At 37.4% G+C, this 24,822-nt stretch carries 20 protein-coding genes; 12 read left to right on the top strand and 8 right to left on the bottom strand.

The window, feature by feature from the left end; all coding sequences use genetic code 11:
- Nucleotides 1–70: 70 nt before the first annotated feature.
- From ABN217_RS04230 to ppsR, 4 genes are all read right to left on the bottom strand, one after another.
- Nucleotides 71–2,263: a TonB-dependent receptor domain-containing protein gene (locus ABN217_RS04230; RefSeq protein WP_196553158.1), complete on the bottom strand. Its 2,193-nt coding sequence runs from the start codon at nucleotides 2,261–2,263 to the stop codon at nucleotides 71–73.
- Nucleotides 2,264–2,344: 81 nt separating this feature from the next.
- Nucleotides 2,345–2,506, bottom strand: coding sequence for a hemin uptake protein HemP (gene hemP / locus ABN217_RS04225; RefSeq protein ID WP_231619304.1), 162 nt, complete (start codon nucleotides 2,504–2,506; stop codon nucleotides 2,345–2,347).
- A gap of 270 nt (nucleotides 2,507–2,776) precedes the next feature.
- Complete coding sequence (locus tag ABN217_RS04220) at nucleotides 2,777–3,823, bottom strand: 3-deoxy-7-phosphoheptulonate synthase (RefSeq protein ID WP_072070331.1); 1,047 nt, start codon at nucleotides 3,821–3,823, stop codon at nucleotides 2,777–2,779.
- Nucleotides 3,824–3,943: 120 nt separating this feature from the next.
- The gene (ppsR, locus tag ABN217_RS04215; protein WP_115349637.1) at nucleotides 3,944–4,810 is read right to left on the bottom strand and encodes a posphoenolpyruvate synthetase regulatory kinase/phosphorylase PpsR; all 867 of its coding nucleotides are present in this window, start codon (nucleotides 4,808–4,810) and stop codon (nucleotides 3,944–3,946) included.
- Between the two features lie 218 nt (nucleotides 4,811–5,028).
- Between ppsR and ppsA the strand changes: the two genes are divergently transcribed.
- On the top strand, nucleotides 5,029–7,401 hold the full coding sequence (gene ppsA, locus ABN217_RS04210; RefSeq protein WP_072070330.1) for a phosphoenolpyruvate synthase: 2,373 nt from the start codon (nucleotides 5,029–5,031) through the stop codon (nucleotides 7,399–7,401).
- 454 nt (nucleotides 7,402–7,855) lie between these two features.
- Here ppsA and ydiK read toward each other — a convergent pair whose 3' ends face one another.
- On the bottom strand, nucleotides 7,856–8,968 hold the full coding sequence (gene ydiK / locus ABN217_RS04205) for an AI-2E family transporter YdiK (RefSeq protein WP_196553157.1): 1,113 nt from the start codon (nucleotides 8,966–8,968) through the stop codon (nucleotides 7,856–7,858).
- A 216-nt stretch (nucleotides 8,969–9,184) separates the two neighbouring features.
- On the opposite strand from ydiK, the gene ydiJ reads away from it, so the two are divergent.
- The 11 genes from ydiJ (at nucleotide 9,185) to ABN217_RS04150 (ending at nucleotide 20,983) form a co-directional block, all read left to right on the top strand.
- Nucleotides 9,185–12,241, top strand: a complete 3,057-nt coding sequence (ydiJ, locus tag ABN217_RS04200) for a D-2-hydroxyglutarate dehydrogenase YdiJ (protein ID WP_349459091.1) — start codon at nucleotides 9,185–9,187, stop codon at nucleotides 12,239–12,241.
- The gene (gene menI / locus ABN217_RS04195; RefSeq protein ID WP_072070326.1) at nucleotides 12,238–12,651 is read left to right on the top strand and encodes a 1,4-dihydroxy-2-naphthoyl-CoA hydrolase; all 414 of its coding nucleotides are present in this window, start codon (nucleotides 12,238–12,240) and stop codon (nucleotides 12,649–12,651) included. The genes ydiJ and menI overlap by 4 nt, the downstream gene beginning before the upstream one ends.
- 171 nt (nucleotides 12,652–12,822) lie before the next feature.
- A complete protein-coding gene (locus ABN217_RS04190) occupies nucleotides 12,823–13,443 on the top strand; it encodes a hypothetical protein (protein ID WP_196553155.1) in 621 nt (206 codons plus the stop codon).
- 417 nt (nucleotides 13,444–13,860) lie between these two features.
- Nucleotides 13,861–14,229: a Fe-S cluster assembly scaffold SufA gene (gene sufA / locus ABN217_RS04185; protein WP_196553154.1), complete on the top strand. Its 369-nt coding sequence runs from the start codon at nucleotides 13,861–13,863 to the stop codon at nucleotides 14,227–14,229.
- A gap of 17 nt (nucleotides 14,230–14,246) precedes the next feature.
- Nucleotides 14,247–15,749, top strand: a complete 1,503-nt coding sequence (gene sufB / locus ABN217_RS04180; protein WP_072070320.1) for a Fe-S cluster assembly protein SufB — start codon at nucleotides 14,247–14,249, stop codon at nucleotides 15,747–15,749.
- Nucleotides 15,750–15,793: 44 nt separating this feature from the next.
- Nucleotides 15,794–16,540 (top strand): Fe-S cluster assembly ATPase SufC, encoded by a 747-nt coding sequence (gene sufC / locus ABN217_RS04175; protein WP_072070316.1) that lies wholly within the window; start codon nucleotides 15,794–15,796, stop codon nucleotides 16,538–16,540.
- On the top strand, nucleotides 16,515–17,822 hold the full coding sequence (gene sufD / locus ABN217_RS04170; protein ID WP_196553153.1) for a Fe-S cluster assembly protein SufD: 1,308 nt from the start codon (nucleotides 16,515–16,517) through the stop codon (nucleotides 17,820–17,822). The genes sufC and sufD overlap by 26 nt, the downstream gene beginning before the upstream one ends.
- An 11-nt stretch (nucleotides 17,823–17,833) precedes the next feature.
- On the top strand, nucleotides 17,834–19,072 hold the full coding sequence (sufS, locus tag ABN217_RS04165; protein ID WP_196553152.1) for a cysteine desulfurase SufS: 1,239 nt from the start codon (nucleotides 17,834–17,836) through the stop codon (nucleotides 19,070–19,072).
- 23 nt (nucleotides 19,073–19,095) lie between these two features.
- Nucleotides 19,096–19,524, top strand: a complete 429-nt coding sequence (gene sufE / locus ABN217_RS04160) for a cysteine desulfuration protein SufE (protein ID WP_072070310.1) — start codon at nucleotides 19,096–19,098, stop codon at nucleotides 19,522–19,524.
- A 117-nt stretch (nucleotides 19,525–19,641) separates the two neighbouring features.
- Nucleotides 19,642–20,559, top strand: coding sequence for a L,D-transpeptidase family protein (locus ABN217_RS04155; RefSeq protein ID WP_196553151.1), 918 nt, complete (start codon nucleotides 19,642–19,644; stop codon nucleotides 20,557–20,559).
- Nucleotides 20,560–20,665: 106 nt separating this feature from the next.
- A complete protein-coding gene (locus tag ABN217_RS04150) occupies nucleotides 20,666–20,983 on the top strand; it encodes a hypothetical protein (protein ID WP_196553150.1) in 318 nt (105 codons plus the stop codon).
- Between the two features lie 250 nt (nucleotides 20,984–21,233).
- Here the strand turns inward: ABN217_RS04150 and ABN217_RS04145 are convergent, their stop codons facing one another.
- The 3 genes from ABN217_RS04145 to pykF form a co-directional block, all read right to left on the bottom strand.
- A complete protein-coding gene (locus ABN217_RS04145; RefSeq protein ID WP_036937280.1) occupies nucleotides 21,234–21,473 on the bottom strand; it encodes a major outer membrane lipoprotein in 240 nt (79 codons plus the stop codon).
- Nucleotides 21,474–21,738: 265 nt separating this feature from the next.
- The gene (locus ABN217_RS04140) at nucleotides 21,739–22,797 is read right to left on the bottom strand and encodes a linear amide C-N hydrolase (protein ID WP_196553149.1); all 1,059 of its coding nucleotides are present in this window, start codon (nucleotides 22,795–22,797) and stop codon (nucleotides 21,739–21,741) included.
- 152 nt (nucleotides 22,798–22,949) lie between these two features.
- Nucleotides 22,950–24,362, bottom strand: a complete 1,413-nt coding sequence (pykF, locus tag ABN217_RS04135) for a pyruvate kinase PykF (RefSeq protein WP_196553148.1) — start codon at nucleotides 24,360–24,362, stop codon at nucleotides 22,950–22,952.
- Nucleotides 24,363–24,822 lie beyond the last annotated feature (460 nt).

Below are 24,822 nucleotides of genomic sequence, written 5' to 3'. Positions count from 1 at the left end.
GCAGATGGATCTCCATTATTTTAATGGGCTGTTTAAACAGCCCTTTGTTATGTAAATCATTGCTCCTCATCTACCAGCGATAACTGACGGACATTTTGATATTTCTGCCTTCTTGAGGCACACCTTGAGTTGAGAAATACTCATAATTAAAGGCATTTGCCAACATAAGTGTTGCTTGTAGATCTTTATTTTTCTTAGATTGATAGCTGAGTGAAAAATCGTGGACAGCATATCCAGGAAATTGTTGAACAACTTCTTGTAATCGAGTGACTTCTTTTCCCCTATTTTGTGGAGCAATCATGCCCTTGTAGCTACTTTTAGAATCAGTAGCACTGGCAAATTGTCCTGACCAACCTAATGAGAAAGGTGTTTTGGCGATAGGAACTTGTATAAAGGCAGTAAGAATTTCTGGTCTTACGGGGGAGATGGTTTCACTATCTGTAAGTTGGAATGTGTTTGTATGGTTATAACTTAACCCAGCAGAGAGCCAAGTGTGGGTATAACGTAAAGCAATATCGGCACCTTCAATATAAACATTCGCAATGTTATAGGCTTTTAGGCTCATCTTGCCAAGAATTGTTCCCATCCAATGAGCATAGGAAATATAGTCTTTTGACAATGTATCGAAATAAGCCACTTTAATTTCTAGTGCATCATTTTCGGATAGCAATTGTTGGAATGAGAATTTTCCACCATATTCCCAAGTTCTGTTTCTTTCTGGGTTTAAGTAAGGATTAGGTATCCAATAAGATGTTAAAAATCGACCTTTACTAAAATGAAGTGAATCATTAAACATCTCACTTAATGTAGGTGCCCTAAATGCAGTTGAGTATGACGTGTAAAGCTGTAACCACGGTGTTGCAGAAAATGTTAATTTTACATTTTCAGTGGTACCACGATAACTTGCTTTATGCATGAGTTTATTTTCATCTACACTTCTAACGCTAGCTGCATGATTGTAAATGAAACTATCAATCTTTTTATTTGGAGAGCTTTCATAATAGTGATAGCGAACACCGGCTGTTAAGGATAAAGGGAATAGCGGTGTCGATAGTGTGCTTTGTAACCATGCTGCGGCATAATCCATTTTTGCCAATGGGAAGTTTTTTGCTTTTTCGTTGGATGTCATTTTCTGTCGGTAAGCTTCAGTGCCCAGAATGACAGATAAATTAAGATTATTATGAGGAGTAATATTAGTGTAATTTTCTAATTTTCCACCATAAGTTGATTGTGTTCGAGCTTCGAAAGCACCGATATTACCTTTTAAATTTTTTTTAAGTTCACTTTCTGTAAGTTTTACATCGGTTAAGAAAGTTTGCTCAATATTAAACTGTGAGTAATAAAGATGAGTTGTTAAATCAATCCAAGAATTACTTTCAGGGGCATAGTGATGAGTTAGAGAATAATTTTTTTGCTGAGTATCCCGATATACTTGGTTACTTTTATTTTTACCATATCCACCCATACGATGTAATACTTCTCGTTGTTCACCTGAATTATCATAATGGCGAGCTGAGAAAATAAAGGTTTGGTTATTTGTGGGATAGAGATAGATTTTAGCAAAGTAGTTATTAATGGATTCATTGTTATCCATTTTCTGCCCATCAGCCAATAAGATAGGACCACGCTGACGTTGAGTGTAAGAGATTAAACCAGAAAATAATTTATGTTGGCCCGCAATTATTCCGCCATAAGAAAAATGGCGATCAGCAGAAGAATAAGAGCTGAATAATTTAGCTCCTAAGTTTTTATTCTTTGCCAATATTGATTGAGGATCGAGAGTATTAAAAGCAACAACACCTCCCATAGCGCCTTCGCCATGAACAGTTGAGGCAGAACCGTGTTTGACATTAATACTTTTGATTAAAGAAGGATCAAGAAATACCCCTCCTAAGTTATTCATCGTATTTTCGAGTGGTTGATGAATGCCATCAACGAGAATTTTGACGCCTTTTTGATCATATCCTCGCATTAGAATGTTGGCACCATTAGTCACTCCCGTTCCTGAAAGAGTGATACCCGCGACTTCTTTTAACATCTCACCGGTTGTTGAAGCTGTTTTTGCCTGGGGGGTTGAGGTTTCAATTGTAGATTGAAAGTTATGCTCAATTTCATGATATTTATGACCAATAACAGTAAGAGAGTCCGTTTGTGTGTTTTCAGCGTGTGCAGAGGCAATAGGGGAATACAACAGACAAAGTGCTGTTGCTATACCTGAATATTTGAAATGTTTTTTCAGCATACACATACCATAAATATCCATAGAAAGTCCTTGTATATGGAGTTATTTAGCTGGCTGCCTAGCTGAATCGATAGGTGGCTTGCGAGTTATTGTCAAAAATGATTATTTAGTCAGGATCAGTTTTCCTGCTTTGGTTTGACGTAGTTGATACAACTCTCCGTTATGTTGAATGTAAACCACGCCATCTTTGCCCAATAATTCAATACTATTAATAGATTGAATTATTGAAGAATGAGAGTCCTGTTTAACTAATGAACTATCCAAATTATTGGCTTTTTTATTCATAATACACTAAGAGTAATAAGCGTTATCATTATGATAATCATTATCGTTAACAAATGTATTTAGACAAGCTTTTTTTAACGTAAACAGGTAAATTTAAGTCATATTGTGAGTGATAAAGCGGTATGTGATGAAATTTAAAACAAAGGAATAAAAGAGGTTTATCTTTTTACTGAAAAATAAGAACAATACAGAATGAATATAGAAGAAAAATAATAGGGGATAGGATTATCCCCTTAAGAAGTAAGTTTATTAAAATCGACTTTCAACGGCTTGTGCTAATAATTCAAGCAATTGCTCGGTATCATTCCAACTTAAGCATGGGTCAGTAATAGATTGTCCATAAACAAGAGGTTTTTCTGGCAAGACTTTTTGCGAGCCTTCCTGTAAAAAACTTTCAGCCATCACACCAACAATTGCTTGCGAGCCATCTTTAATTTGTTGACTGACATTGCGAGCCACTTCTAATTGACGGCGATGGATCTTTTCACAATTGCCATGACTAAAGTCGATAATAAGATGCTCAGGTAAATCCACTTGTTTTAGTGCATCAATAGCATCTGCAATATCGCTTGCATGATAATTTGGTTTTTTACCACCTCGCATAATAATGTGCCCATAAGGGTTACCGCTAGTTTGGTAAATTGTCATACGGCCATTTTTGTCAGGTGATAAGAAAGTGTGACCTACGCGAGAGGCACGAATTGCATCAATAGCAATACGAGTATTACCATCCGTACCGTTTTTAAAGCCCACAGGACAAGAAAGTGCAGATGCCATTTCACGATGAACCTGACTCTCTGTAGTTCTTGCGCCGATAGCACCCCAACTAATTAAGTCAGCAATATACTGACCAGTTACCATATCAAGAAACTCGGTTGCAGTTGGTAAACCTAATGTATTTATCTCAATTAATAATTTTCTTGCAAGGCGGATACCTTCATTTACATTGCAAGAATTATCAAGATAAGGATCAGAGATTAAGCCTTTCCAACCAATAACCGTACGTGGTTTTTCAAAGTAGGTTCTCATGACAATTTCTAAGCGGTCATGATAGCGTTCTTTTTGTTGGTTAAGTTTCGTGGCGTATTCTTTGGCTGCTTTGGGGTCATGAATAGAACAAGGACCCACAATCACTAAAAGCCGCTTGTCTTCACCAGTGAGGATAGCTTCAATTCGTTTACGTGCTGATGTGATATTTTGGATTATCTCATCAGAAATGGGGAACTCTTTTGCTAAGGTTTCTGGTGTCACCAGACTGTCTAAAGCCTTAGTCCGTAGTTCGTCTGTCTTTAACATAATTCATCTCAATAAATATACAGGGTAAGTCTACCCAGTGATTAAGATCACAATAAACGAAATTCAGCTAATTTCAACAGCGTTATTAGAGAAAAACCAATAAAAAAATACGGTTAAGACTTAGAACATTCTTCTCGCTAATCCCATAGAATCAATTACCTTGGTTGAAATTTCTTCAACAGAATAATTTGTGGTATTGAGATAAGGAATATTATTTTTTCTAAAAAGGGCTTCGACTTCGGCTAATTCGATTCTACATTGGCGAATTGATGCATAACGGCTATTTTCACGACGTTCACCCCGGATAGCAGCAAGGCGTTCTGGTGCAATGGTTAAACCGAATAATTTATGTTGATACTCTTTTAATTCAGCAGGGAGTTTTAAAAAATCCATATCATCAGCAGTAAATGGGTAATTGGCCGCTTGAATACCAAATTGCATAGCTAAATAGAGGCTGGTGGGTGTTTTACCACAACGAGAAACACCAATTAAGATAACTTGTGCTTGATCGAGATTACGTAATGATATTCCATCATCGTGAGAAAGCGTGTATTCAATAGCCGCAATACGGGCATCGTATTTACTAAGATTTTTTTCTGTTAACCCGTGTGTTTTATTTAATTTTGGTGAGGCTTGAATACCCATTTCTTTTTCAAGCGGTAATACAAGAGATTGCACAATATCCTGACAAAAACCTTCACTACTATTTATTACCCGTTTAACTTCAGGGCTAATAATAGAATAAAAAACAAGGGGTTTAGCGCCACTCTTTTTATAAATTTCAGAGATTTTCTGTTTTATTTCTTCAGCTCTTTCCACCGTAGAAACAAAAGGTAATGTATAACTTTTCATTCTTAGTGGAAATTGAGAAAGTACGGCGTGGCCTAAAACTTCAGCTGTAATAGCTGTACCATCAGAGATAAAAAAGACTGTTCTATCAATGGGTTCATTATTATCACAATTAATAGAATTTAAGCTTAATATCATAATGCTCACCTTTTTTTAGCTGAATTAGCGAATCAAACAACATTATCTATAGCATTTTTAGTGATTATAAAGGATAAAAAAATAAAGTTTTCTGGTTGATCGATTCACCTTTCTATATTCACTATAACATTGTGATACGCTTATTTAAGTTGTCGTTTTGACAGCGGGTTTTTCTTTTTTTCTCTCTCTCATAATTGTTTAAAAAAGGATTGTTCTCAATGTCCAGCAATAGCCTCACCCCGTGCAATGTACTTTGGTATAACCAATTAGGTATGAATGACGTTGATCGTGTTGGTGGGAAAAATGCTTCCCTCGGTGAAATGATCACAAACCTCGCGGAACTGGGTGTTTCTGTTCCTAATGGGTTTGCTACCACAGCGCAAGCGTTTAATGATTTTCTGGAACAGAGTGGTATCAATCAGCGTATTTATGAATTACTTGATAGCGTTGATGTTGACGATGTTAATCAACTGGCTCAAGCAGGTAATCAAATTCGCCAGTGGGTAATTGATACACCTTTTACGCCTCAGTTTGAAAAAGATATTCGCGATGCTTATCTCACATTAAGTGAAGGTGAGTCAGAAGCTTCTTTTGCCGTTCGTTCATCTGCAACTGCAGAAGATATGCCTGATGCTTCTTTTGCGGGCCAACAAGAGACGTTTTTAAACGTTCAAGGTATTGATGCCATTCTCGTTGCGATTAAACATGTATTTGCCTCGTTATTTAATGACCGAGCAATTTCTTATCGTGTCCATCAAGGCTACGATCACCGCGGTGTTGCGTTATCGGCAGGTGTTCAACGTATGGTGCGTTCTGATCTTGCCTCTTCTGGTGTGATGTTTACCATCGATACTGAATCAGGCTTCGATCAAGTTGTCTTTATTACATCAGCTTATGGTTTAGGCGAAATGGTTGTTCAGGGAGCAGTAAACCCTGATGAGTTTTATGTACACAAGCCAACTTTAGCAAAAGGCCTACCTTCAATTGTTCGTCGTAACTTAGGTTCTAAAAAAATCCAAATGGTTTACGCAGACAGTGTAGAGCATGGTAAACAAGTACGTATTGAAGATACGCCAGAATCACTGCGCAATCGTTTCTCTTTGACAGATAATGAAGTTCAAGAGTTGGCAAAACAAGCTGTATTGATTGAACGCCACTATGGTCGTCCAATGGATATCGAGTGGGCTAAAGATGGGCATAATGGTCGTTTGTACATAGTACAAGCTCGCCCTGAAACTGTTCGATCTAACCAGCAAGTGATGGAACGCTATCAGTTAAATGAAAGTGGCTCTGTAATCATTGAAGGCCGTGCTATTGGTCATCGTATTGGTACAGGCACAGTCAAAGTTATTCATAACTTAAATGAAATGGATAGAATTGAAGCTGGTGATGTACTGGTTACTGACATGACAGACCCAGATTGGGAACCTATTATGAAAAAGGCCTCTGCGATTGTGACAAATCGTGGCGGTAGAACATGTCATGCTGCGATTATTGCTCGTGAATTAGGTATTCCTGCTGTTGTAGGTTGCGGTGATGCCACTGAATGTATTACAGAAGGGCAAGTCGTTACAGTTTCTTGTGCTGAAGGTGATACGGGATTTGTCTATGATGGCAAACTAGATTTTTCTATTCAAAGCTCCGCAATCGATAACATGCCTGAACTTGATCTGAAAATCATGATGAACGTCGGTAATCCTGATCGTGCATTTGATTTTGCTGGTTTACCAAATGACGGTGTGGGGCTTGCGCGTTTAGAATTTATTATCAACCGTATGATTGGTGTCCATCCTCGTGCATTATTAGAGTATGACGATCAAAGCGAAGCATTAAAAGCTGAAATTAATGAGATGATGGCTGGCTATGAATCTCCTGTTGAATATTACATTAGTAAATTAACAGAAGGGATTGCAACATTGGCGGCAGCATTCTGGCCTAAACGTGTGATTGTTCGTTTGTCTGACTTTAAATCTAACGAATATGCCAACTTAGTTGGTGGTGACCGTTATGAACCGGATGAAGAGAACCCAATGTTAGGATTCCGTGGAGCAGGTCGTTATGTATCCGATGATTTCCGTCGTTGTTTTGCGCTTGAGTGTGAAGCAGTAAAACGTGTTCGCAACGATATGGGTTTAGATAATGTTGAAGTGATGATCCCATTTGTTCGTACGGTACGCCAAGCTGAAGAAGTTATTGAAGAATTAGCTGCAAACGGTTTAAAACGTGGTGAGAATGGCTTAAAAGTGATTATGATGTGTGAAATTCCATCAAATGCACTATTAGCTGATCAATTCTTAGCGCATTTTGACGGTTTCTCTATCGGTTCTAATGATATGACTCAATTAACATTAGGTCTTGACCGAGATTCAGGAGTGGTTTCTTCGTTATTTGATGAACGCAATGACGCTGTAAAAGCGCTGTTATCAATGGCGATCCAAGCGGCTAAACGTAACGGTAAATATGTGGGTATTTGTGGTCAGGGGCCTTCTGATCATGAAGATTTCGCACAATGGCTAATGGAAGAAGGGATTGATAGTTTATCTTTAAATCCAGATACCGTAATTAAAACTTGGGTGAAATTAGCACAATAGAATTAATATAAAGGTTATAAATGAAAGCTCACAAAATAATGTGAGCTTTTTTTATACAATTATTAAATAATAGGCAAAAAAAAAGCCTATCATGGGCTGACAGGCAAAGACTACACACAGCAATATTTTATATTCTTTAATTTCGCCAATTAATTTATTAATATGAAAGGCGAAATCATTAATTCGGTGAAACATTTGTTTCGTTGATATTTATATTAAGAGAAATGAGTTAATTATGCTCTAAGAATTATCTCAATAAAAATAATATTAGTCTATTTCAAAGTGAATATAACTAGCTGGTAACAAACAGGTTTAAAAAAATGTAATTTGTTTCAAATTGTAAGTTTGAATATAAAAATATAATAATTCATTCCTAAATTGATAATCTTTATTAAACTTTAGTCTATTATTTTTAGAGCATGTAAGTAGCTACACTTACATGCCCCATTATTATTTATTCTTTCTCAATAAAGTTTTTATTCATAAATTCTACGGTTTCAGTTAGATCAGGATTAGGCTTTGGTACTTCATTTATCCATGCATTTAATAAACTATGTGTAACAGCAAGAACAACAGGACCAATAAATAATCCAATCATACCTAATGTCAAAATGCCGCCAATAACCCCCGTTAGAATTAATACCATCGGTAAATCAGCCCCCATTTTGATTAAGTATGGGCGTAATACACCATCCATAGTTGCCACGGCACCTCCCCAAATTACCATGACAATGCCCCAAGTTGTATCACCAGTCCAAAATAGCCATAGAACAGAAGGGATTAGCACTAATAAAGGGCCTATTTGAGCAAGGCAACAAATGAACATGACAACGGTAAGTACTGTGGCATAAGGCACGCCTGATACCGCAAGGCCAATGCCACCGACAATGGCTTGAATTAAGGCGGTTAATACCACGCCCAGAGCAACGGCACGAATAGACATTGATGCTAGTAAAATGGCCGCATCACCACGTTGACCTGCTAAGCGAATAGAAAAATGACGTAACCAAGCAACAACGTTCTCACCTTGTAAAAACAGTAAGCCAGAAAATAACAACATCACACCTAAATGCAGAGCAAATCGACCGATATTTAGGGCTTGAGCAAAAAACCAGTTAGCGGCTTGCCCAACATAAGGTTGAATTTTGGCAATTAACGCATTGCCACCAGAAACGAGAATAGAGTGCCATGCATCATAAAGCTTGCTTCCTATCATCGGGATATCATTAAGCCATAATAATTGAGGAGGCTGAATATTCGAAGGTGACTTAGCTAACTCAATTAGTGGGGCACTATTATCAATAACACTGCTAATTAACAAGATAATAGGGATAACAAAAATCAGTAATATCAAGATCATCATTATCATGGTAGATAGCCAACGATATTTTACTCGTTTTTCAATAATAAGGAGCAAAGGCCATGTGGCAACAACAATCATTCCAGCCCAAATAAAACCCACAATAAAAGGGTTGAGTATCCAAAAACTGGCGATAATAAAAAAAGAAATAAAAAGAACAGTGAATAAAACTTTGGGTATATCTGTATGGATCTGCGGTTTTTCCATGGTTTTAAATCCCTACACGAATAAAAATGCTAGAAGCAGATGAATAAACATTGCAAATATCACGTTGTTTATATCACTACGCAATTTGCCAGAATTGTATGATAAGGTGAACAGGTATCGGTCTGAAAGTACAAAATGAGTAAAAGTACCTCTTAGCATACATTTCAATATCAAAAATTAAGCAATGTGGACTATTAGATTAAAGAGCTATAACAAATGATCCCACGTATATCGCAAGCACCGCAAGTTAGTGAACTCACAACAGAATTTCTTGATACTCTCCGTAAGAATGGCTTTACTGGTGATATCTCCAGCAGTTATGCTGATAGACTCACTATGGCAACAGATAATAGTATTTACCAGTTATTGCCACAGGCGGTGGTTTTTCCTCGCTCAACGGCTGACGTTACTATTGTTGCACGCCTGGTCGATGAACCCAAATTTCATTCGCTTTCTTTGACACCAAGAGGCGGAGGTACCGGCACCAATGGGCAGGCATTGACTGATGGTATAGTGGTTGATTTATCTCGTTATATGAAACGTATTATTGAGATAAACCCAGAAGAACGTTGGGTTAAAGTTGAAGCTGGTGTGATAAAAGATGAGCTCAATCTGTTTTTAAAACCCTATGGCTTTTTTTTCGCACCAGAACTTTCTACCAGTAACCGAGCCACATTAGGTGGAATGATTAACACCGATGCCTCAGGGCAAGGTTCTATGGTTTATGGTAAAACCTCTGATCATGTCCTCGGTGTTCGGGCAGTCTTGTTAGGTGGCGAACTCCTTGAAACCCGCTCCATGGATACGGCATTAGCCGAGAATATCGCCCAAGAAAGCTCTGCTATTGGGAAGGTTTATCGAACAGTTTTATCCCGTTGCAAAGAGCAACGAAAACTTATTCTTGAAAAATTCCCTAAATTAAACCGCTTTTTAACGGGATATGATTTGCGTCATGTTTTTAGTGATGACATGAAACGCTTTGATTTAACGCGAATTTTAACCGGTTCAGAGGGTACACTGGCATTTATTACTGAAGCAACGCTGGATATCACGCCCATTCCTAAACAACGTAGCTTAGTAAATGTAAAATATGATTCTTTTGATTCTGCATTGCGTAACGCACCTTTTTTAGTTAAAGCCAATGCACTTTCTGTTGAAACCGTTGATTCCAAAGTCTTGAATCTTGCTCGTGAAGATATTGTGTGGCATTCCGTCAAAGAACTGATCACGGATGTGGCAGATAAAGATATGCAAGGCCTTAATATTGTTGAGTTTGCGGGGGATGATGAAGCATTAATTCATTCTCAAGTTACATCATTATGTCAGCGTTTAGACTCATTAATGAAAGAGGGACAAAGCGGTGTTATTGGTTATCAAGTGTGTGATGATTTAGCGGATATTAACCGCATTTATGCCATGCGTAAAAAAGCGGTTGGTTTATTAGGTAATGCAAAAGGGCAAGCAAAGCCTATTCCTTTTGTAGAAGATACCTGTGTACCACCAGAACATCTTGCTGATTATATTACAGAATTTAGAGCGTTACTTGACAGTCATCAACTCAATTATGGCATGTTTGGGCATGTTGATGCGGGTGTATTGCACGTAAGACCTGCACTTGATATGTGCGATCCACAACAAGAATTGCTGATGAAATCTATCTCAGATGACATTGTTACGTTAACAGCCAAATATGGTGGGTTACTTTGGGGTGAACATGGAAAAGGCTTTAGAGCGCAATACAGCCCTGAATTTTTTGGTGAAACGCTCTATCACGAACTTCGCCAGATAAAAACGGTGTTTGATCCTCGAAATCGACTTAATCCTGGGAAAATCTGCCCTCCGTTAGAGGTTGATGAACCTATGAAACAAGTTGATACCATTAAACGAGGCACCTTTGATCGCACCATCCCTTTATCTGTCCGTCAAGATTTTAAAGGGGCTTTAGACTGTAATGGTAATGGGCTTTGCTTTAATTTTGATGCGAAAAGCCCGATGTGTCCTTCCATGAAAATTAGTGGGCAACGCATTCATTCACCCAAAGGGCGAGCTACACTTGTAAGGGAGTGGCTACGCTTATTAACAGAGCAAGGTGTTAACCCAAAACAACTTGGATCTAGCCTAGAAAATAACAAACCTAGCTTAAGAAGTTTGATTGAAAAAACACGTAATACATGGAAAGCCAAACGTGGCGAATATGACTTTTCTCATGAAGTAAAAGCGGCTATGAATGGCTGTTTAGCTTGTAAAGCCTGTTCAACTCAGTGTCCGATTAAAATTGACGTACCGTCATTTCGTTCTAAATTTACTGAATTGTACCACCAGCGCTACTTACGGCCATTAAAAGATCATATTGTTGCGAATGTTGAATTAACAACTCCTATCATGGCTAAAGCGCCGGAATTCTTTAATTTCTTTATGAAGCAGCCTTTGGTGCAGTCATTAAGTAAACATACCATAGGAATGGTAGATTTACCGTTACTGTCATCGCCAACATTAAAACAACAACTAGCTGGTCACCACGCTCTAGATATGACGTTAGAAGATTTAGAACGTTTATCAGATAAGCAACGAAGTCATTATGTGTTGGTGGTGCAAGATCCTTTTACTAGCTATTACGATGCAAAAGTGGTCGCAGATTTTATCAAACTCATTGAAAAAATTGGGTTTAAACCTGTTTTACTGCCTTTTTCACCTAATGGAAAGGCGCAACATATTAAAGGCTTTTTACAAAAATTTAGTAAAACAGCACAAAAAACATCAATTATGCTTAATCGTGTTGCAAAATTAGACATTCCAATGGTGGGAGTTGATCCCGCATTAGTGCTTTGTTATCGCGATGAATATCGTGAAATACTGGGTGATAAGCGTGGTGATTTTAATGTTCAGCTCGTTCATGAATGGTTAAATAAATTAGTGAGTGAACCAATGGCTGTTCGCGATGATGCTGAAAAATGGTATCTTTTCGGGCATTGTACGGAAGTGACGGCACTACCACAAAGTATGAAACAGTGGCAGACAATTTTCCAACGTTATGGGCAACAACTCGAATTTGTAAGCACTGGATGTTGTGGAATGGCTGGTACTTATGGACATGAACTGAACAATTATGAAAACTCATTAGGCATTTACCAACTCTCATGGGGTAATGCACTAAAAACATTGCCGACAATGCGTTGCTTAAGCACAGGGTATTCGTGTCGTAGCCAAGTAAAACGTATTGATAATATTGAGCTTAAACACCCACTACAGGCGCTATTGGAGATTATGCCATGATATGGAAACGTGAAACGACAATCGAGCATCTTAATCATATTGGCCAAAACAATATGATGAGCCATTTAGGTATTGAATTAACGTGCCTCGGTGATGATTATCTTGAAGGAACAATGCCTGTTGATCATCGTACAAAACAACCTTTAGGTTTGTTGCATGGCGGCGCTTCTGTTGTTTTAGCTGAAACACTAGGATCGGTTGCTGGGTATCTTTGTACCGAAGGAGAACAGAAAATTGTGGGTTTAGAAATTAATGCCAATCATATTCGTTCAGCCAGAGAAGGTAAGGTGAGAGGGGTATGTAAACCTATTCATTTAGGGCGTTCTCATCAAGTGTGGTCAATAGAAATATTTGATGATGAGGATCGTCAAGTGTGTATTTCAAGGTTAACCACATCGGTTATTTCTTAAGAAAGTAAAAAATTAAACGCACAAAGTGAAATACTCGCTTTGTGCGTTTTTATGTTTATAGGTAATGAGAAAAAGAATAAAAATAGAGAACGAAAATAGAAATTATTCTTTATTTAGACTTTATTTTTAATGATAATCATTATCTTCATAATAAAAGAAAAGACGCTCACAATGTTAACTATTTCAAAACTCAACACCGCAGCATTATTAATTGCAGGTTTATTACTCACCGGATGTGATAATAATTCTACCTCTAAAGCGAGTAACAATATAAGTAATATTCCAGTACAAAATATTTCTGGTTTTAATATGGCGTATCCCACTTCATTTTCAATGAGCAGAGAAGATACTGAAAACTATTTTAAAATATTGCCTGATAATGTTCAGGACGTTACAACAGAAATGATAGTTTATAAATCAAATCCTATTTGTGATTTGTCGGAAGTTCGTCTGGTTTATTTTAAAATGGCCGATGCAATGACTTACGATGTGGATGCTGGAGCACAAGGCATCATTGATAATATTGCGATAATTGATGGTATGAATGAGATTTTCACATCAATAAAACCATTAACCATTCCAAATGTTGAAAGCCGTCATGTTCTTTTTGAAGGAAATATGGCAAGAGAAAATGTGAGCTATGAAGGTGTTTTAGTGGCAGACCTTAGCACTAATCGCGTTTGGCAATTGCAATTTATTAGTACGATAAATAGCCAGTCGAACAAGCAAAAATACAAACAACTTATTGAATGTACAAGAGAACATATTCAAACCATTTCAATTAATAAATAAGTTCAGCAAACACACAATACAATAAGAAGTTATTCCATCAGTGGTGCTATCTTATCCCTCATGACAAGCATAAAAATGAAATGTCTGTATTGTAAATACCATCGTGTAGATACATATTTTTATGCTTTTTTCTCTCGATTTCAGTGATAACATATAAAGTGCATTTATATTGCAACTTATATGCTTATTGTGCGAATTATAAGAAAAATTAAAAGTTTTATTTTTTGTTATAAAAAAAGACAAAAGTGATATATTACATAGCGTTAAAAATAAAATTTAACAAATTTAACGCAATAATAGAACAAAAAACATACATTTGCATAATATCCTTTCAAAAGACATGGTTGAAGTGATAAGGGTTATCATTACCATTAGTGTCAGGAAAGATATCAATCTCCTTTCGAAATGAGGTCAGAAATGACAAACAACGTTGAAACTTTTTCTCTTAACGACACAGCTTGGCAAGGCATTGTACTGACGGATGATGCAGCAAAACATATTTGCCATTTAGTTGAGAAAAACCCTGAAAAACAGGGGCTTTCCTTAAATATCAAACCCTCTGGTTGTACTGGGTATGGTTATGTTATTGAACTCGTAGCAGGCCCTAATGAAGATGATATTGTGTATGAACATAATGGCGCAAAACTGTTTGTTTCATTGAAAGCAATGCCATTCATCGATGGGCTTGTTGTTGATTATGTTCGTGAAGGACTTAATCAAATGTTTAAATTTAATAATCCTAAAGCTCAAAACGTCTGCGGATGTGGTGAGAGCTTTGGGGTATAACATAGTGAAGTCAGATTATGTCTCAGAGCAATGTTGAAATTGGTGATGAAGTTCAGGGATGGCTAAGCGATCACCACTATAAAGAAGGTTTTTATACCGATATATCAACTGACACCTTAGAAAAAGGATTAAATGAAGCGGTTGTACGTGCAATATCGGCAAAAAGAAACGAGCCAGAGTGGATGCTGGAATTTCGTTTAGATGCATATCGGCATTGGCTAGAAATGGAAGAGCCACATTGGCTAAAAGCGGATTATCCATCGCTTAATTACCAAGATTATAGCTATTATTCTGCACCTTCTTGCAGTTCATGTTGTGCTAACGGCAGTTGTGCTGGTGGTACAAATGAAGCAGTAACTAGTGATAAGCAAGCTGTGCAAGATTATTTAACTAAAGAAGTTGAAGATGCCTTTAACCAACTGGGTGTTCCTGTAAGAGAAGGGCAAGCGGTTGCGGTTGATGCAATTTTTGACTCTGTTTCAGTTTCAACTACATATCGTGAAGAGCTTGCTGAACATGGCATTATTTTCTGCTCATTTAGCGAAGCTATTCAAGAATACCCTGATTTAGTGCGTCAGTATTTAGGTACTGTTGTATCAAGCCATGATAACTACTTTGCCGCACTGAATGCTGCCGTCGCGTCTGATGGAACTTTTGTCTATATTCCAAAAGGGGTACGTTGCCCAATGGAGTTATCGACTTATTTCCGTATTAATGCGGCTCAAACAGGTCAATTTGAACGAACTATTTTGGTCGCTGATGAAGGCAGTTATGTCAGTTATATCGAAGGTTGTTCAGCGCCGGTTCGTGATAGTTATCAACTTCACGCTGCTGTGGTTGAAGTCATTATTCATAAAGATGCTGAAGTAAAATATTCTACTGTACAAAACTGGTTCTCTGGTGGCGATAGTGAAGGTGGCATTCTTAACTTTGTAACTAAACGCGCTATCTGCGAAGGCGAAAATGCCAAGATGTCGTGGACGCAGTCAGAAACGGGCTCTGCAATCACTTGGAAATACCCAAGCGTGATTTTAAAAGGGGATAATTCTACGGCTGAATTTTTCTCGGTTGCTCTAACTAACGGTAATCAACAAGCAGATACCGGTACTAAGATGATCCATATTGGCAAAAATACCAAATCAACCATTATCTCTAAAGGTATTTCAGCGGGTAAAAGTCAAAATAGTTACCGTGGACTTGTGAAAGTCCTCCCTGGTGCAAAAAATGCCCGTAATTTTACACAATGTGATTCTATGTTAATTGGTACGCAATGTGGCGCACATACTTTTCCATATGTTGAGGTAATGAATAACTCAGCACAGCTTGAACACGAAGCGACAACGTCACGTATTGGTGAAGATCAACTGTTTTATTGTCGTCAACGTGGATTAAGTGAAGATGATGCAATCTCAATGATTGTAAACGGGTTTTGTAAAGACGTGTTCTCAGAATTACCGCTGGAATTTGCTGTAGAAGCACAAAAATTATTAGCAATCAGCTTAGAACATAGCGTTGGTTAAGTATTAATCAAATTCTGGGTGTAACGATACCTAAGGCATATATTATGTTAGATATTAAAAATTTACATGTCAGTGTTGAAGGCAATGAAATCCTGAAAGGGCTAGATTTGCAAGTTCGTGCAGGTGAAGTTCATGCGATTATGGGGCCAAATGGTTCAGGTAAAAGTACCTTATCCGCAACACTCGCTGGCCGTGAAGAATATGAAGTAGATGAAGGTTCTATTACTTTCAAAAATAAAGATTTATTAGAATTAGAACCTGAAGATCGCGCAGGTGAGGGTATTTTTATGGCATTTCAATACCCTGTTGAAATCCCCGGTGTCAGTAATCAGTTTTTCTTACAATCTTCAGTGAATGCGGTAAGAGAATATCGTGGACAAGAGCCATTAGATCGCTTTGATTTTGAAGATTTTATTGAAGATAAAATCAAATTACTGGATATGCCTCAAGATTTGTTAACACGTTCTGTTAACGTGGGCTTCTCAGGTGGTGAGAAAAAACGTAACGATATTTTGCAAATGGCCGCCCTAGAACCAGAACTGTGCATTTTAGATGAAACAGACTCCGGTCTTGATATTGACGCATTAAAAATCGTGTCTAATGGTGTTAATAGCCTACGTGATGGTAAACGTGCGTTTATTGTTGTAACACACTATCAACGTATTCTTGATTATATTAAACCTGATTTTGTACATGTGCTTTATCAGGGAAAAATCATTAAATCAGGTGATTTTTCATTGGCGCAAAAATTGGAGGAACAAGGTTATGGCTGGCTTATTGACCCTCAATGAAAAGCGTGAAAAGCAGCGCCAAGTTGAATTACGTAATCAACAAGCACTAAAAATATTTTCTGAGTTATATCATCAACGTAAAGGTGACGATAACTTCAACGCTCGTAATCATTGGTTGCAAGTTGAGAAAGTAGGTTTTCCTATTTATCGCCATGAAGATTGGCACTATACACCATTAGATGAGACGTTAAGCCAAAGTTATCAACAGTTACCCCCTTTTGATGTGCAAAGCTTAATTACTAAACATGCTTTAGCACTTGATTGCTATCGTGTTGTAATGGTGAATGGTACGTTTTCGCCAACAGAAAGTAGTAAAGAATTCGGCCCTTATCAGGTGACCTTACTTGATAATCAGAGTGAGCTACCTGAGGCCGTCAATGGTGAAATTTTTCTGCATTTAGTTGAAAGTTTAGCGCCACACCCTTTGCTTATTACACTGAAAAACGGTGTTATTGCGGATAAACCGCTTTATATCCTTAATATTACACAAGGTGAGCATGGTGCTAAGGTGAATAACGCGAATTATCGTTTTCATCTTGATGTGGGTGCTAATACACAAATGCAGGTCATTGAGCATTATATCAGCAGTAATAATGAAAATCGTCATTTTACTGGCGCGAGATTAACGGCAACGATTGGTGATAATGCCTCTTTTAGCCATATCAAATTAAGTTTTGAAAATGCAGAAAGTCAGCACTTTGCGCATAACGATCTGACTATTGGTCGTGATGCTCGTGTTAATAGTTATGCTTTCTTATTGGGCGCTAAACTCAGTCGGCACCATACTAGCTCTGCGCTAAAAGGTGAAAATACAGAGCTTTCGATGAATAGCGTTGTATTACCTAAGGCCGGAGAAATTGCTGATACTCGTACTTGGTTGGTTCATGGTGAGAAAAATTGCCAAAGTCGTCAACTACATAAAAGTATTGCAATGGATGCAGGAAAGGCCGTATTTAACGGTATGATCACTGTTACGCCACAAGCATTAAAAACAGATGGTCAAATGACGAATAACAATCTGTTGCTGGGTGATAAGGCGCAAATCGATACTAAACCACAACTTGAAATTTATGCCGACGATGTAAAATGTAGCCATGGCGCTACAGTGGGTAGAATTGATGATGAACAGTTGTTTTATTTACGCTCACGCGGCATCCCTTTAAGTGATGCTCGTAAAATGATTATTCATGCATTTGCTGCTGAATTAACTGAATCGTTAGAAAATAAAGTGATTAAATCGCTTGTATTAGACAGAATTAATCAGCGCTTATTAGAGGTATAAAATAAGGCATTATGACGCATTCCATTGAAAAAGCGCGAGATGACTTTCCAATTCTTTCACAACAAGTGAAAGGAAAACCACTGGTCTACCTCGACAGTGCCGCAAGTGCTCAAAAACCGGCTTGCGTCATTGAACATGAAAAACAGTTTGCCTTAACACAATATGCCGCGGTTCATCGCGGCATTCATACGTTAAGTGCAAATGCGACAACGTTGGTTGAAAATGTCCGTAAAAAAGCCTGTGATTTTCTAGGTGCCAATAGCGAAGAAGAGATTGTTTTTGTTAAAGGAACAACGGAAGGGATCAACCTAATTGCAAATGTTTATAGCCAACGATTTTTAAATGATGGTGACAATATCATCATCACAGAAATGGAGCACCATGCGAATATTGTTCCATGGTATATGCTGGCAAAACAGTATGGTTTTCATGTTCGCATTTTACCGTTATTACAAGATGGTACGCTGGACTTAAGTCAGTTACCTAGTTTAATTGATGAGCGAACAAAATTACTTAGTATTACTCATCAATCAAATGTATTAGGCACAGTGAACCCAGTTGCAAACATTATTTATGATGCTCGGCAATATGCTTCTCAACAAGGTGGTGAATTACATATCTTGGTTGATGGTGCGCAGAGCGTAATGCATCAACCCATTAATGTTTCACAACTTGATTGTGACTTTTTTGTTTGTAGTGCTCATAAGCTTTATGGACCAACAGGAATTGGTTTGTTGTACGGTAAAAAGGTAGTTCTCGATGAATTGCCACCTTGGGAAGGTGGTGGTGCAATGATAAAACATGTCCATATCAATGGTGATATTACCTATGCGGATGCGCCTTGGCGTTTTGAAGCGGGTACGCCTAACATTATGGGGATGATTGGGTTAGGTGCAGCATTAGATTATCTTTCAGATTTAGGCATGAATAATATTGCGAAATATGAAAATAGTATAATGAAGTATGCACAAGAGCAGCTACAAAAAGTAAAATCATTAACGCTGTATGGCAATGATTCTCGCCAAGGTGTGATAGCCTTTAATTTAGGTAAACATCACGCTTATGATGTAGGTGCTTTTCTTGATAATTATGGTATTGCGATCCGTACTGGGCATCATTGTGCTATGCCAATTATGGATTATTATCAGGTTCCTGCAATGTGTCGTGCATCTCTTGGGTTGTATACTAATAAAAACGATATAGATGCACTGGTTAATGCATTATTGCGTGTCGAAATGCTATTAGGTTAAAGATTAAAACAAAGAGGTTATTCATGGCAGTTGCCAATTTGCCAGATGAAGCAAAATTATTACGCAATTTCTCTCGTTGTCAGGATTGGGAACAACGTTATCTTTATATGATGGAGCTAGGTGAGCGTCTTCCTTCTCTAACAGAAGAACAACGTATTTCAGCTAACTTTATTGAAGGTTGCCAAAGCCAAGTTTGGATTGCTGTTTCTCTTAATGAGAATAAACAACTTATCCTTGCTGGTGATAGTGATGCAGGCATTGTTAAAGGGTTAGTCGCCTTGGTTATTATCTTATTCCAAGGTAAAACAGTTGAGCAAGCTTTAGCGACGGATGTAAAACATTATTTCTCATCATTAGCACTAGAAAGTCACTTAACGCCATCTAGAACACAAGGTTTACATGCAATGGTGACAACGCTTATTAGGCGTTTTTCAGAATACACTGTAGCGTAAATGTTATCTTATCCCTCATTAATGATCTAAACTGACTAATTATATGAATAGCATAACAATGATAATGTTATCATCATAATAGTCAGTTTATTTTATTTCTAACACACGGGATAAACGATGAAAAAATGGTTAACTCTCTTGGGTGCATCGCTATTAGGAATGAGTAGTCACTTATCTTATGCTACAGAATACCTATTACCCGATGATGGCCAGCGTATTATTGGTAATAATCAATCTTACATTGTGCCGGATGATAAGCGTTCACTAGAAGCGATAGCGTCTGAATATCAAGTGGGATTGCTCAATATGATGGAAGCAAACCCAGCAATTGATCCTCTTTTACCCGATGCTGGTAAGGCATTAACGATCCCGTTACAGATGATTTTACCGGACACTGTACGAAAAGGTATTGTTATCAATCTTGCCGAATTGCGCCTTTATTATTATCCCAAAAAAGGTGGTACGGTTGATGTTTATCCTATCGGTATTGGTCAATTAGGGCGTGAAACACCTGAAATGGTGACTTCTATCTCCCAACTTATAAAAGATCCCACTTGGACACCAACGACCAATATTCGCAAAAATTATGCGGCAAAAGGGATAACATTGCCGGCGGTTGTTCCTGCTGGCCCTGAAAACCCTATGGGGGCTTATGCGTTAAGATTGGCTCATAGCAGGGGCGAATACCTTATTCATGGTACTAACGCTGATTTTGGTATCGGTTTAAGAGTGAGCTCAGGTTGCATTCGTTTACGTCCGAATGATATTGAGACATTATTTAATGTTGTACCCAAAGGAAGCCGAGTTCAGGTTATCAATAAACCGATTAAATTTACTGAAACTGCAGACGGTAGGCAATTTATTGAAGTCCATCAGCCACTATCACGCAATGAGAATGACGACCCCCAAACCATGCCTTTTACATTTACAAAGCAATTTAATGCTTGGTATGAAAGTGGCAAAGTCGATAAAGATAAAGTCGATGCAGAGCTTATTCGTCGTTCTGGTATTCCTGTAGAGGTTACAGTCTACTAAGTTTGAATGATAGTTTATAAGTAGCAAAAGACTGCTTTATAAAATCAATAGCGTTAAAGATACCTTACTATAAGTAATATTATTTTACTGATAATAAGGAAATTTAATGAGAGTTTCAGCTAATAATGAAAATCTGATAAAGAGAAATAACAGTATCACGCCTAGCATGGCGGATAATTCTGGTTTGCTATTTAATAAGTTATCTCAGGTGATAAATAGCTGTAAAACATTTTTAATTGGGGATAAAAAGCTAAAAAGTGAAAATATTCAATTAATGTGCGAGGAGCTTCTTCAGCGAGTCATTCCTAAAGAGGGATGTAGGGCATATGAGTTAATTGAAATAGAGACTTTGCCTGATAAGGTTAGCTCCAGAGTATCTTACTCAAAGTATTCAAAGTCAGTGACATGGAATATTTTGTACTGACGAAAAATCAACAAAAAAATGTTGATAAAATTAAGGATACATTTAGTCAGATATCTACTCAAACAGACAAAAATATCAGATATAACTCATACCTAGCAACGAATCTTAATTTAAATGAGCGTATAAAAGCTTTTGGCATTGATACACTTAATAATAATTAAAAACCTTATAAAAACCAAAGCCCTAACATTGTTAGGGCTTTGCTATTAATGCTTACCTAAAGCTGTTTTCAGCTTATTGGTGAGTCAAATTACTTTTTATAAGTAGTGACTTGGTTATCTAAACGTTGATTAGCACGAGCTGCTTCGTCATAAGCTGATTTAGCTTCAGCACGCGCAGATTGTACATCACTACTTAGTTGTTGAACTTGAGAGTTCAGGCTACTTACATCAGAAGAGATTTGATCTAACTGTGCATTATTACTAGAAGAACAACCTGCTAATAAGCCTGAAGCCAGAATTACCGCACCTAGTACAAGTTTCGCTTTCATAGTTACAACCTCTATTATTAATTTGTGTAAAGGAACAAGTAGCATTTATATGAAACCATTAATAAGTATGGCACAGATATAAGAAAATGCTGGATTTATTTACTATATTCTACTTACTCATTAACTGAACAATAGAAAAAATAACACCTAAAACGCAAATATTCAGTACAAAAAATGCGTGTTATTTCACAAAAGAATTTTATTCATAAAAGTCTGATAGAAAAATATATTATCTGTCCTTTTTTATTATTGCTCACGCTTTTATCTATAAATGACCTTCTAAATTTACTTTTATGAAAATAGGTTCTGCTTCATTTTTAAATGCTTCAAGCGTAAACTTTTGAAAGTTAAGATTGTTATACCCTCTAAAAAAGAGTATTCCTCGTTCTAAATCGGTGAGCGTTGTCCACACTGAAAATTCACTTGTATGAAGCGCTTTTAACGTATCATGGCCTAGCAATGGATCGATTGTGGAATTTTTAGGGCGATCGAAACGGTTCATGATATGTGCTAATTCAACAAGTTGTATATCAGGATCAGACACCTGATGATAATACGTTGTATAGTAAACCGCACGAATAAATCTATCGACAGAAGTATCAGAGCTTGGTAAGGAAGCTAAAGCAATTCCACTATCTGGTTGTTTGACTTTAATATTTCCCAATGTGCTGGTGGAAATATTAACATTAGAAAGGTGAGTGTAATTATTTAAGTTAGTAAGATGCCATGGGAATAATGGGCCATTGGTCATGCAATAAGTAGGATTATCATAAATATGCAATTTCCCTTCTGAAACCTCAACAACAATGCAAGCTCCTGTTTTATCATAAAAAGCATAATGAAAAGGGCTGGGTAAGTTGCGTAAAAGTAATAGTTTTTGTGACCAAAAAGCCGTTTTAGGAATGGCTTTCCTTAACTCTTCAACGGTTGCATATTGTGCTAAAGCCCATTCACCGATTGCCGCAATAGGTACTGACGTTGAGTAATCTTGCGGGGTAATATCATCGAGCTTTGAATCAGGAAGCATATTTAAGCTAAAAGAAAGACCTTGAGTATTGACGCCCTCAAGTACGTCTTTTGTCCCTTCTAAATTAATGGGGGCTGTAATGGCAATAAAAGGGTATTTAACGGCATATTTTAGCCCTGGTGTACCGTCTGGTGCATTCTGTTGGAAAGTATGTGCTTTAGGATAATATGCAAATATTGAAGCGGGTTTATCTGTTGAGAACTCCATTGTTCTACCATGGTAAATACGATTTTTTTTATCTTTAATCGCGAGGGTAGTACAAGCGAAGACATTAGTATTTATTTTATCATCAGGCATTTTATATCCTTATTTAGCGTATATGAATAAAAGGCTTACTAAAAGGATAGAAGAAGTGGTAAAGAAAAGTGAATAAATAAACGAGATGTGGGTGAATAATAAAAAACGCCACTTAAAAAGCGGCGTTTTGAACAATTAATATACTGTGCAAACTACAGAACGTGAACAGATGAAGTATTTGTTGTACCACTATCAACTAATGCGCCTGTTACCATAACAACGCGATCACCAGCATGAGCTAAACCACTCGCTAATGCGGCTTCTTTACCGATACGGTAGAAGTCATCAGTAGAAGAAATTTCATTAACTAATTGAGTTGTTACACCTTTAACTAATAGAAGTTGACGAGCAGTTTCTTCGTTGTTTGTTAATGCTAAGATTGGCGCAGTTGGGAAATATTTACGGATAGAACGAGCTGATTTACCACCGAAAGTTGCAACAACAATCAGAGGTGCATCTAAGTTTTCAGCCATTTCTACCGCACCGCGACAAACTGCTTCTGTGACGCGTAATTTTGCAGCGGTTTGTTTGTAATCAAGGCGAGATTGCATGATACGGTCTGTACGATCACAGATAGTTGCCATGATAGTTACCGCTTCTACTGGGTATTTACCTTTTGCACTTTCACCTGACAGCATAACCGCGTCAGTACCATCTAAGATAGCATTCGCAACGTCACCTGCTTCAGCACGAGTAGGGCGTGGATTTTTGATCATTGAATCTAACATTTGCGTTGCAGTGATAACTACTTTGCGCGCAGCGTTACATTTTTCAATCATCATTTTTTGTGCAAAGATAACTTCTTCAACAGGGATCTCAACACCTAAGTCACCACGAGCAACCATGATACCGTCAGAAGCTTCTAAGATCTCATCAAAATTGTTTAAACCTTCTTGGTTTTCAATTTTTGAGATGATCATGATGTTTTCGCCACCGTGTGCTTTTAAGTGTGCACGCATTTCTTCAACATCAGAACGTTTACGAATGAATGATGCTGCAACGAAATCAACGCCTTGTTCGCAACCAAAGATAAGATCTTGTTTATCTTTTTCAGCTAATGCGGGTAAACCGATAGAAACGCCCGGTAAGTTAACACCTTTGTTTTCACCTAAGTCACCGTTGTTTAAAACTTCACAAACAACTTCAGTATCAGTAACTTTTGTTACTTTCATACCGATAAGACCATCATCAACTAATACAGTATTACCAACGGTTAAATCTTTTGCGAAACCTTCATAAGTTACAGCTACACGATCTTTATTACCAACAACAGATTTGTCTGTAGTAAAAGTGAAAGTTTGGCCAGCAACTAAAGCGACATCGTTACCACCTTCTAATTTGATGGTGCGGATTTCTGGGCCTTTAGTATCTAATAAAATAGCGGCTTTTTTGCCTGTTTTAGCACATACGTTACGCAGGTTTTTGATACGGTTGCCATGCTCTTCATAGTCACCGTGAGAGAAGTTTAGACGCATAACATTCATGCCTGCGTCCAGTAATTGATTCAGTTTTTCTTCAGATTCGGTTTTTGGTCCGATGGTGCAAACAATTTTTGTCTTTTTCATGGCAGTCTATTTAATGGTTGTATTGTAATGGATGAATAAGGGTTAATGTCGCTATTTTTAATCAACTGTGCGAAACAGAATATGTAAACTCATCTCTAATGGATAAGTTGCGCAACATGTTAATGATCTAGCAACACCATAAAAAACTTGTCACTATTTTGTATCAATGGTTGGTAGACATCTTACATTATAGTCTATCACGTTTCATTTGTTCTGTTTTCTAAAGATGCCCGTAAATCAATACGCTGAAACCTTTCAACAAAATTATGTTTCGTATTATAGAGGTTAATTTCTATGAAGAAAATCGAAAAAAGGTAAATTTAAGTGATGTGATCAAAATACGGTGCTGACTGCTTGTTTTTTAAACGTTTTGTTGCGCAATAAATTTTTGCAAGCTGAATTAATTATTTTGTAGGGTAGGTAAGATGAGAAAATATTAGAAAAAAGGATAAAGAGAAAT

Source organism: Proteus sp. fly-1067, assembly GCF_040139345.1.
GTDB classification, from domain to species: domain Bacteria; phylum Pseudomonadota; class Gammaproteobacteria; order Enterobacterales; family Enterobacteriaceae; genus Proteus; species Proteus vulgaris_B.
Note: the sequence above shows the minus strand (reverse complement) of the source record. Positions and strands in the feature narration are given on the sequence as shown.

What these genes read in the sequence shown, in the direction of transcription:
- ABN217_RS04230 (WP_196553158.1), bottom strand. Translation starts at nt 2,263, where the DNA reads ATGGATATTTATGGTATGTGTATGCTGAAAAAACATTTCAAATATTCA.
- ABN217_RS04220 (WP_072070331.1), bottom strand. Translation starts at nt 3,823, where the DNA reads ATGTTAAAGACAGACGAACTACGGACTAAGGCTTTAGACAGTCTGGTG.
- ppsR (WP_115349637.1), bottom strand. Translation starts at nt 4,810, where the DNA reads ATGATATTAAGCTTAAATTCTATTAATTGTGATAATAATGAACCCATT.
- ppsA (WP_072070330.1), top strand. Translation starts at nt 5,029, where the DNA reads ATGTCCAGCAATAGCCTCACCCCGTGCAATGTACTTTGGTATAACCAA.
- ydiK (WP_196553157.1), bottom strand. Translation starts at nt 8,968, where the DNA reads ATGGAAAAACCGCAGATCCATACAGATATACCCAAAGTTTTATTCACT.
- ydiJ (WP_349459091.1), top strand. Translation starts at nt 9,185, where the DNA reads ATGATCCCACGTATATCGCAAGCACCGCAAGTTAGTGAACTCACAACA.
- menI (WP_072070326.1), top strand. Translation starts at nt 12,238, where the DNA reads ATGATATGGAAACGTGAAACGACAATCGAGCATCTTAATCATATTGGC.
- ABN217_RS04190 (WP_196553155.1), top strand. Translation starts at nt 12,823, where the DNA reads ATGTTAACTATTTCAAAACTCAACACCGCAGCATTATTAATTGCAGGT.
- sufA (WP_196553154.1), top strand. Translation starts at nt 13,861, where the DNA reads ATGACAAACAACGTTGAAACTTTTTCTCTTAACGACACAGCTTGGCAA.
- sufB (WP_072070320.1), top strand. Translation starts at nt 14,247, where the DNA reads ATGTCTCAGAGCAATGTTGAAATTGGTGATGAAGTTCAGGGATGGCTA.
- sufC (WP_072070316.1), top strand. Translation starts at nt 15,794, where the DNA reads ATGTTAGATATTAAAAATTTACATGTCAGTGTTGAAGGCAATGAAATC.
- sufD (WP_196553153.1), top strand. Translation starts at nt 16,515, where the DNA reads ATGGCTGGCTTATTGACCCTCAATGAAAAGCGTGAAAAGCAGCGCCAA.
- sufS (WP_196553152.1), top strand. Translation starts at nt 17,834, where the DNA reads ATGACGCATTCCATTGAAAAAGCGCGAGATGACTTTCCAATTCTTTCA.
- sufE (WP_072070310.1), top strand. Translation starts at nt 19,096, where the DNA reads ATGGCAGTTGCCAATTTGCCAGATGAAGCAAAATTATTACGCAATTTC.
- ABN217_RS04155 (WP_196553151.1), top strand. Translation starts at nt 19,642, where the DNA reads ATGAAAAAATGGTTAACTCTCTTGGGTGCATCGCTATTAGGAATGAGT.
- ABN217_RS04150 (WP_196553150.1), top strand. Translation starts at nt 20,666, where the DNA reads ATGAGAGTTTCAGCTAATAATGAAAATCTGATAAAGAGAAATAACAGT.
- ABN217_RS04145 (WP_036937280.1), bottom strand. Translation starts at nt 21,473, where the DNA reads ATGAAAGCGAAACTTGTACTAGGTGCGGTAATTCTGGCTTCAGGCTTA.
- ABN217_RS04140 (WP_196553149.1), bottom strand. Translation starts at nt 22,797, where the DNA reads ATGCCTGATGATAAAATAAATACTAATGTCTTCGCTTGTACTACCCTC.
- pykF (WP_196553148.1), bottom strand. Translation starts at nt 24,362, where the DNA reads ATGAAAAAGACAAAAATTGTTTGCACCATCGGACCAAAAACCGAATCT.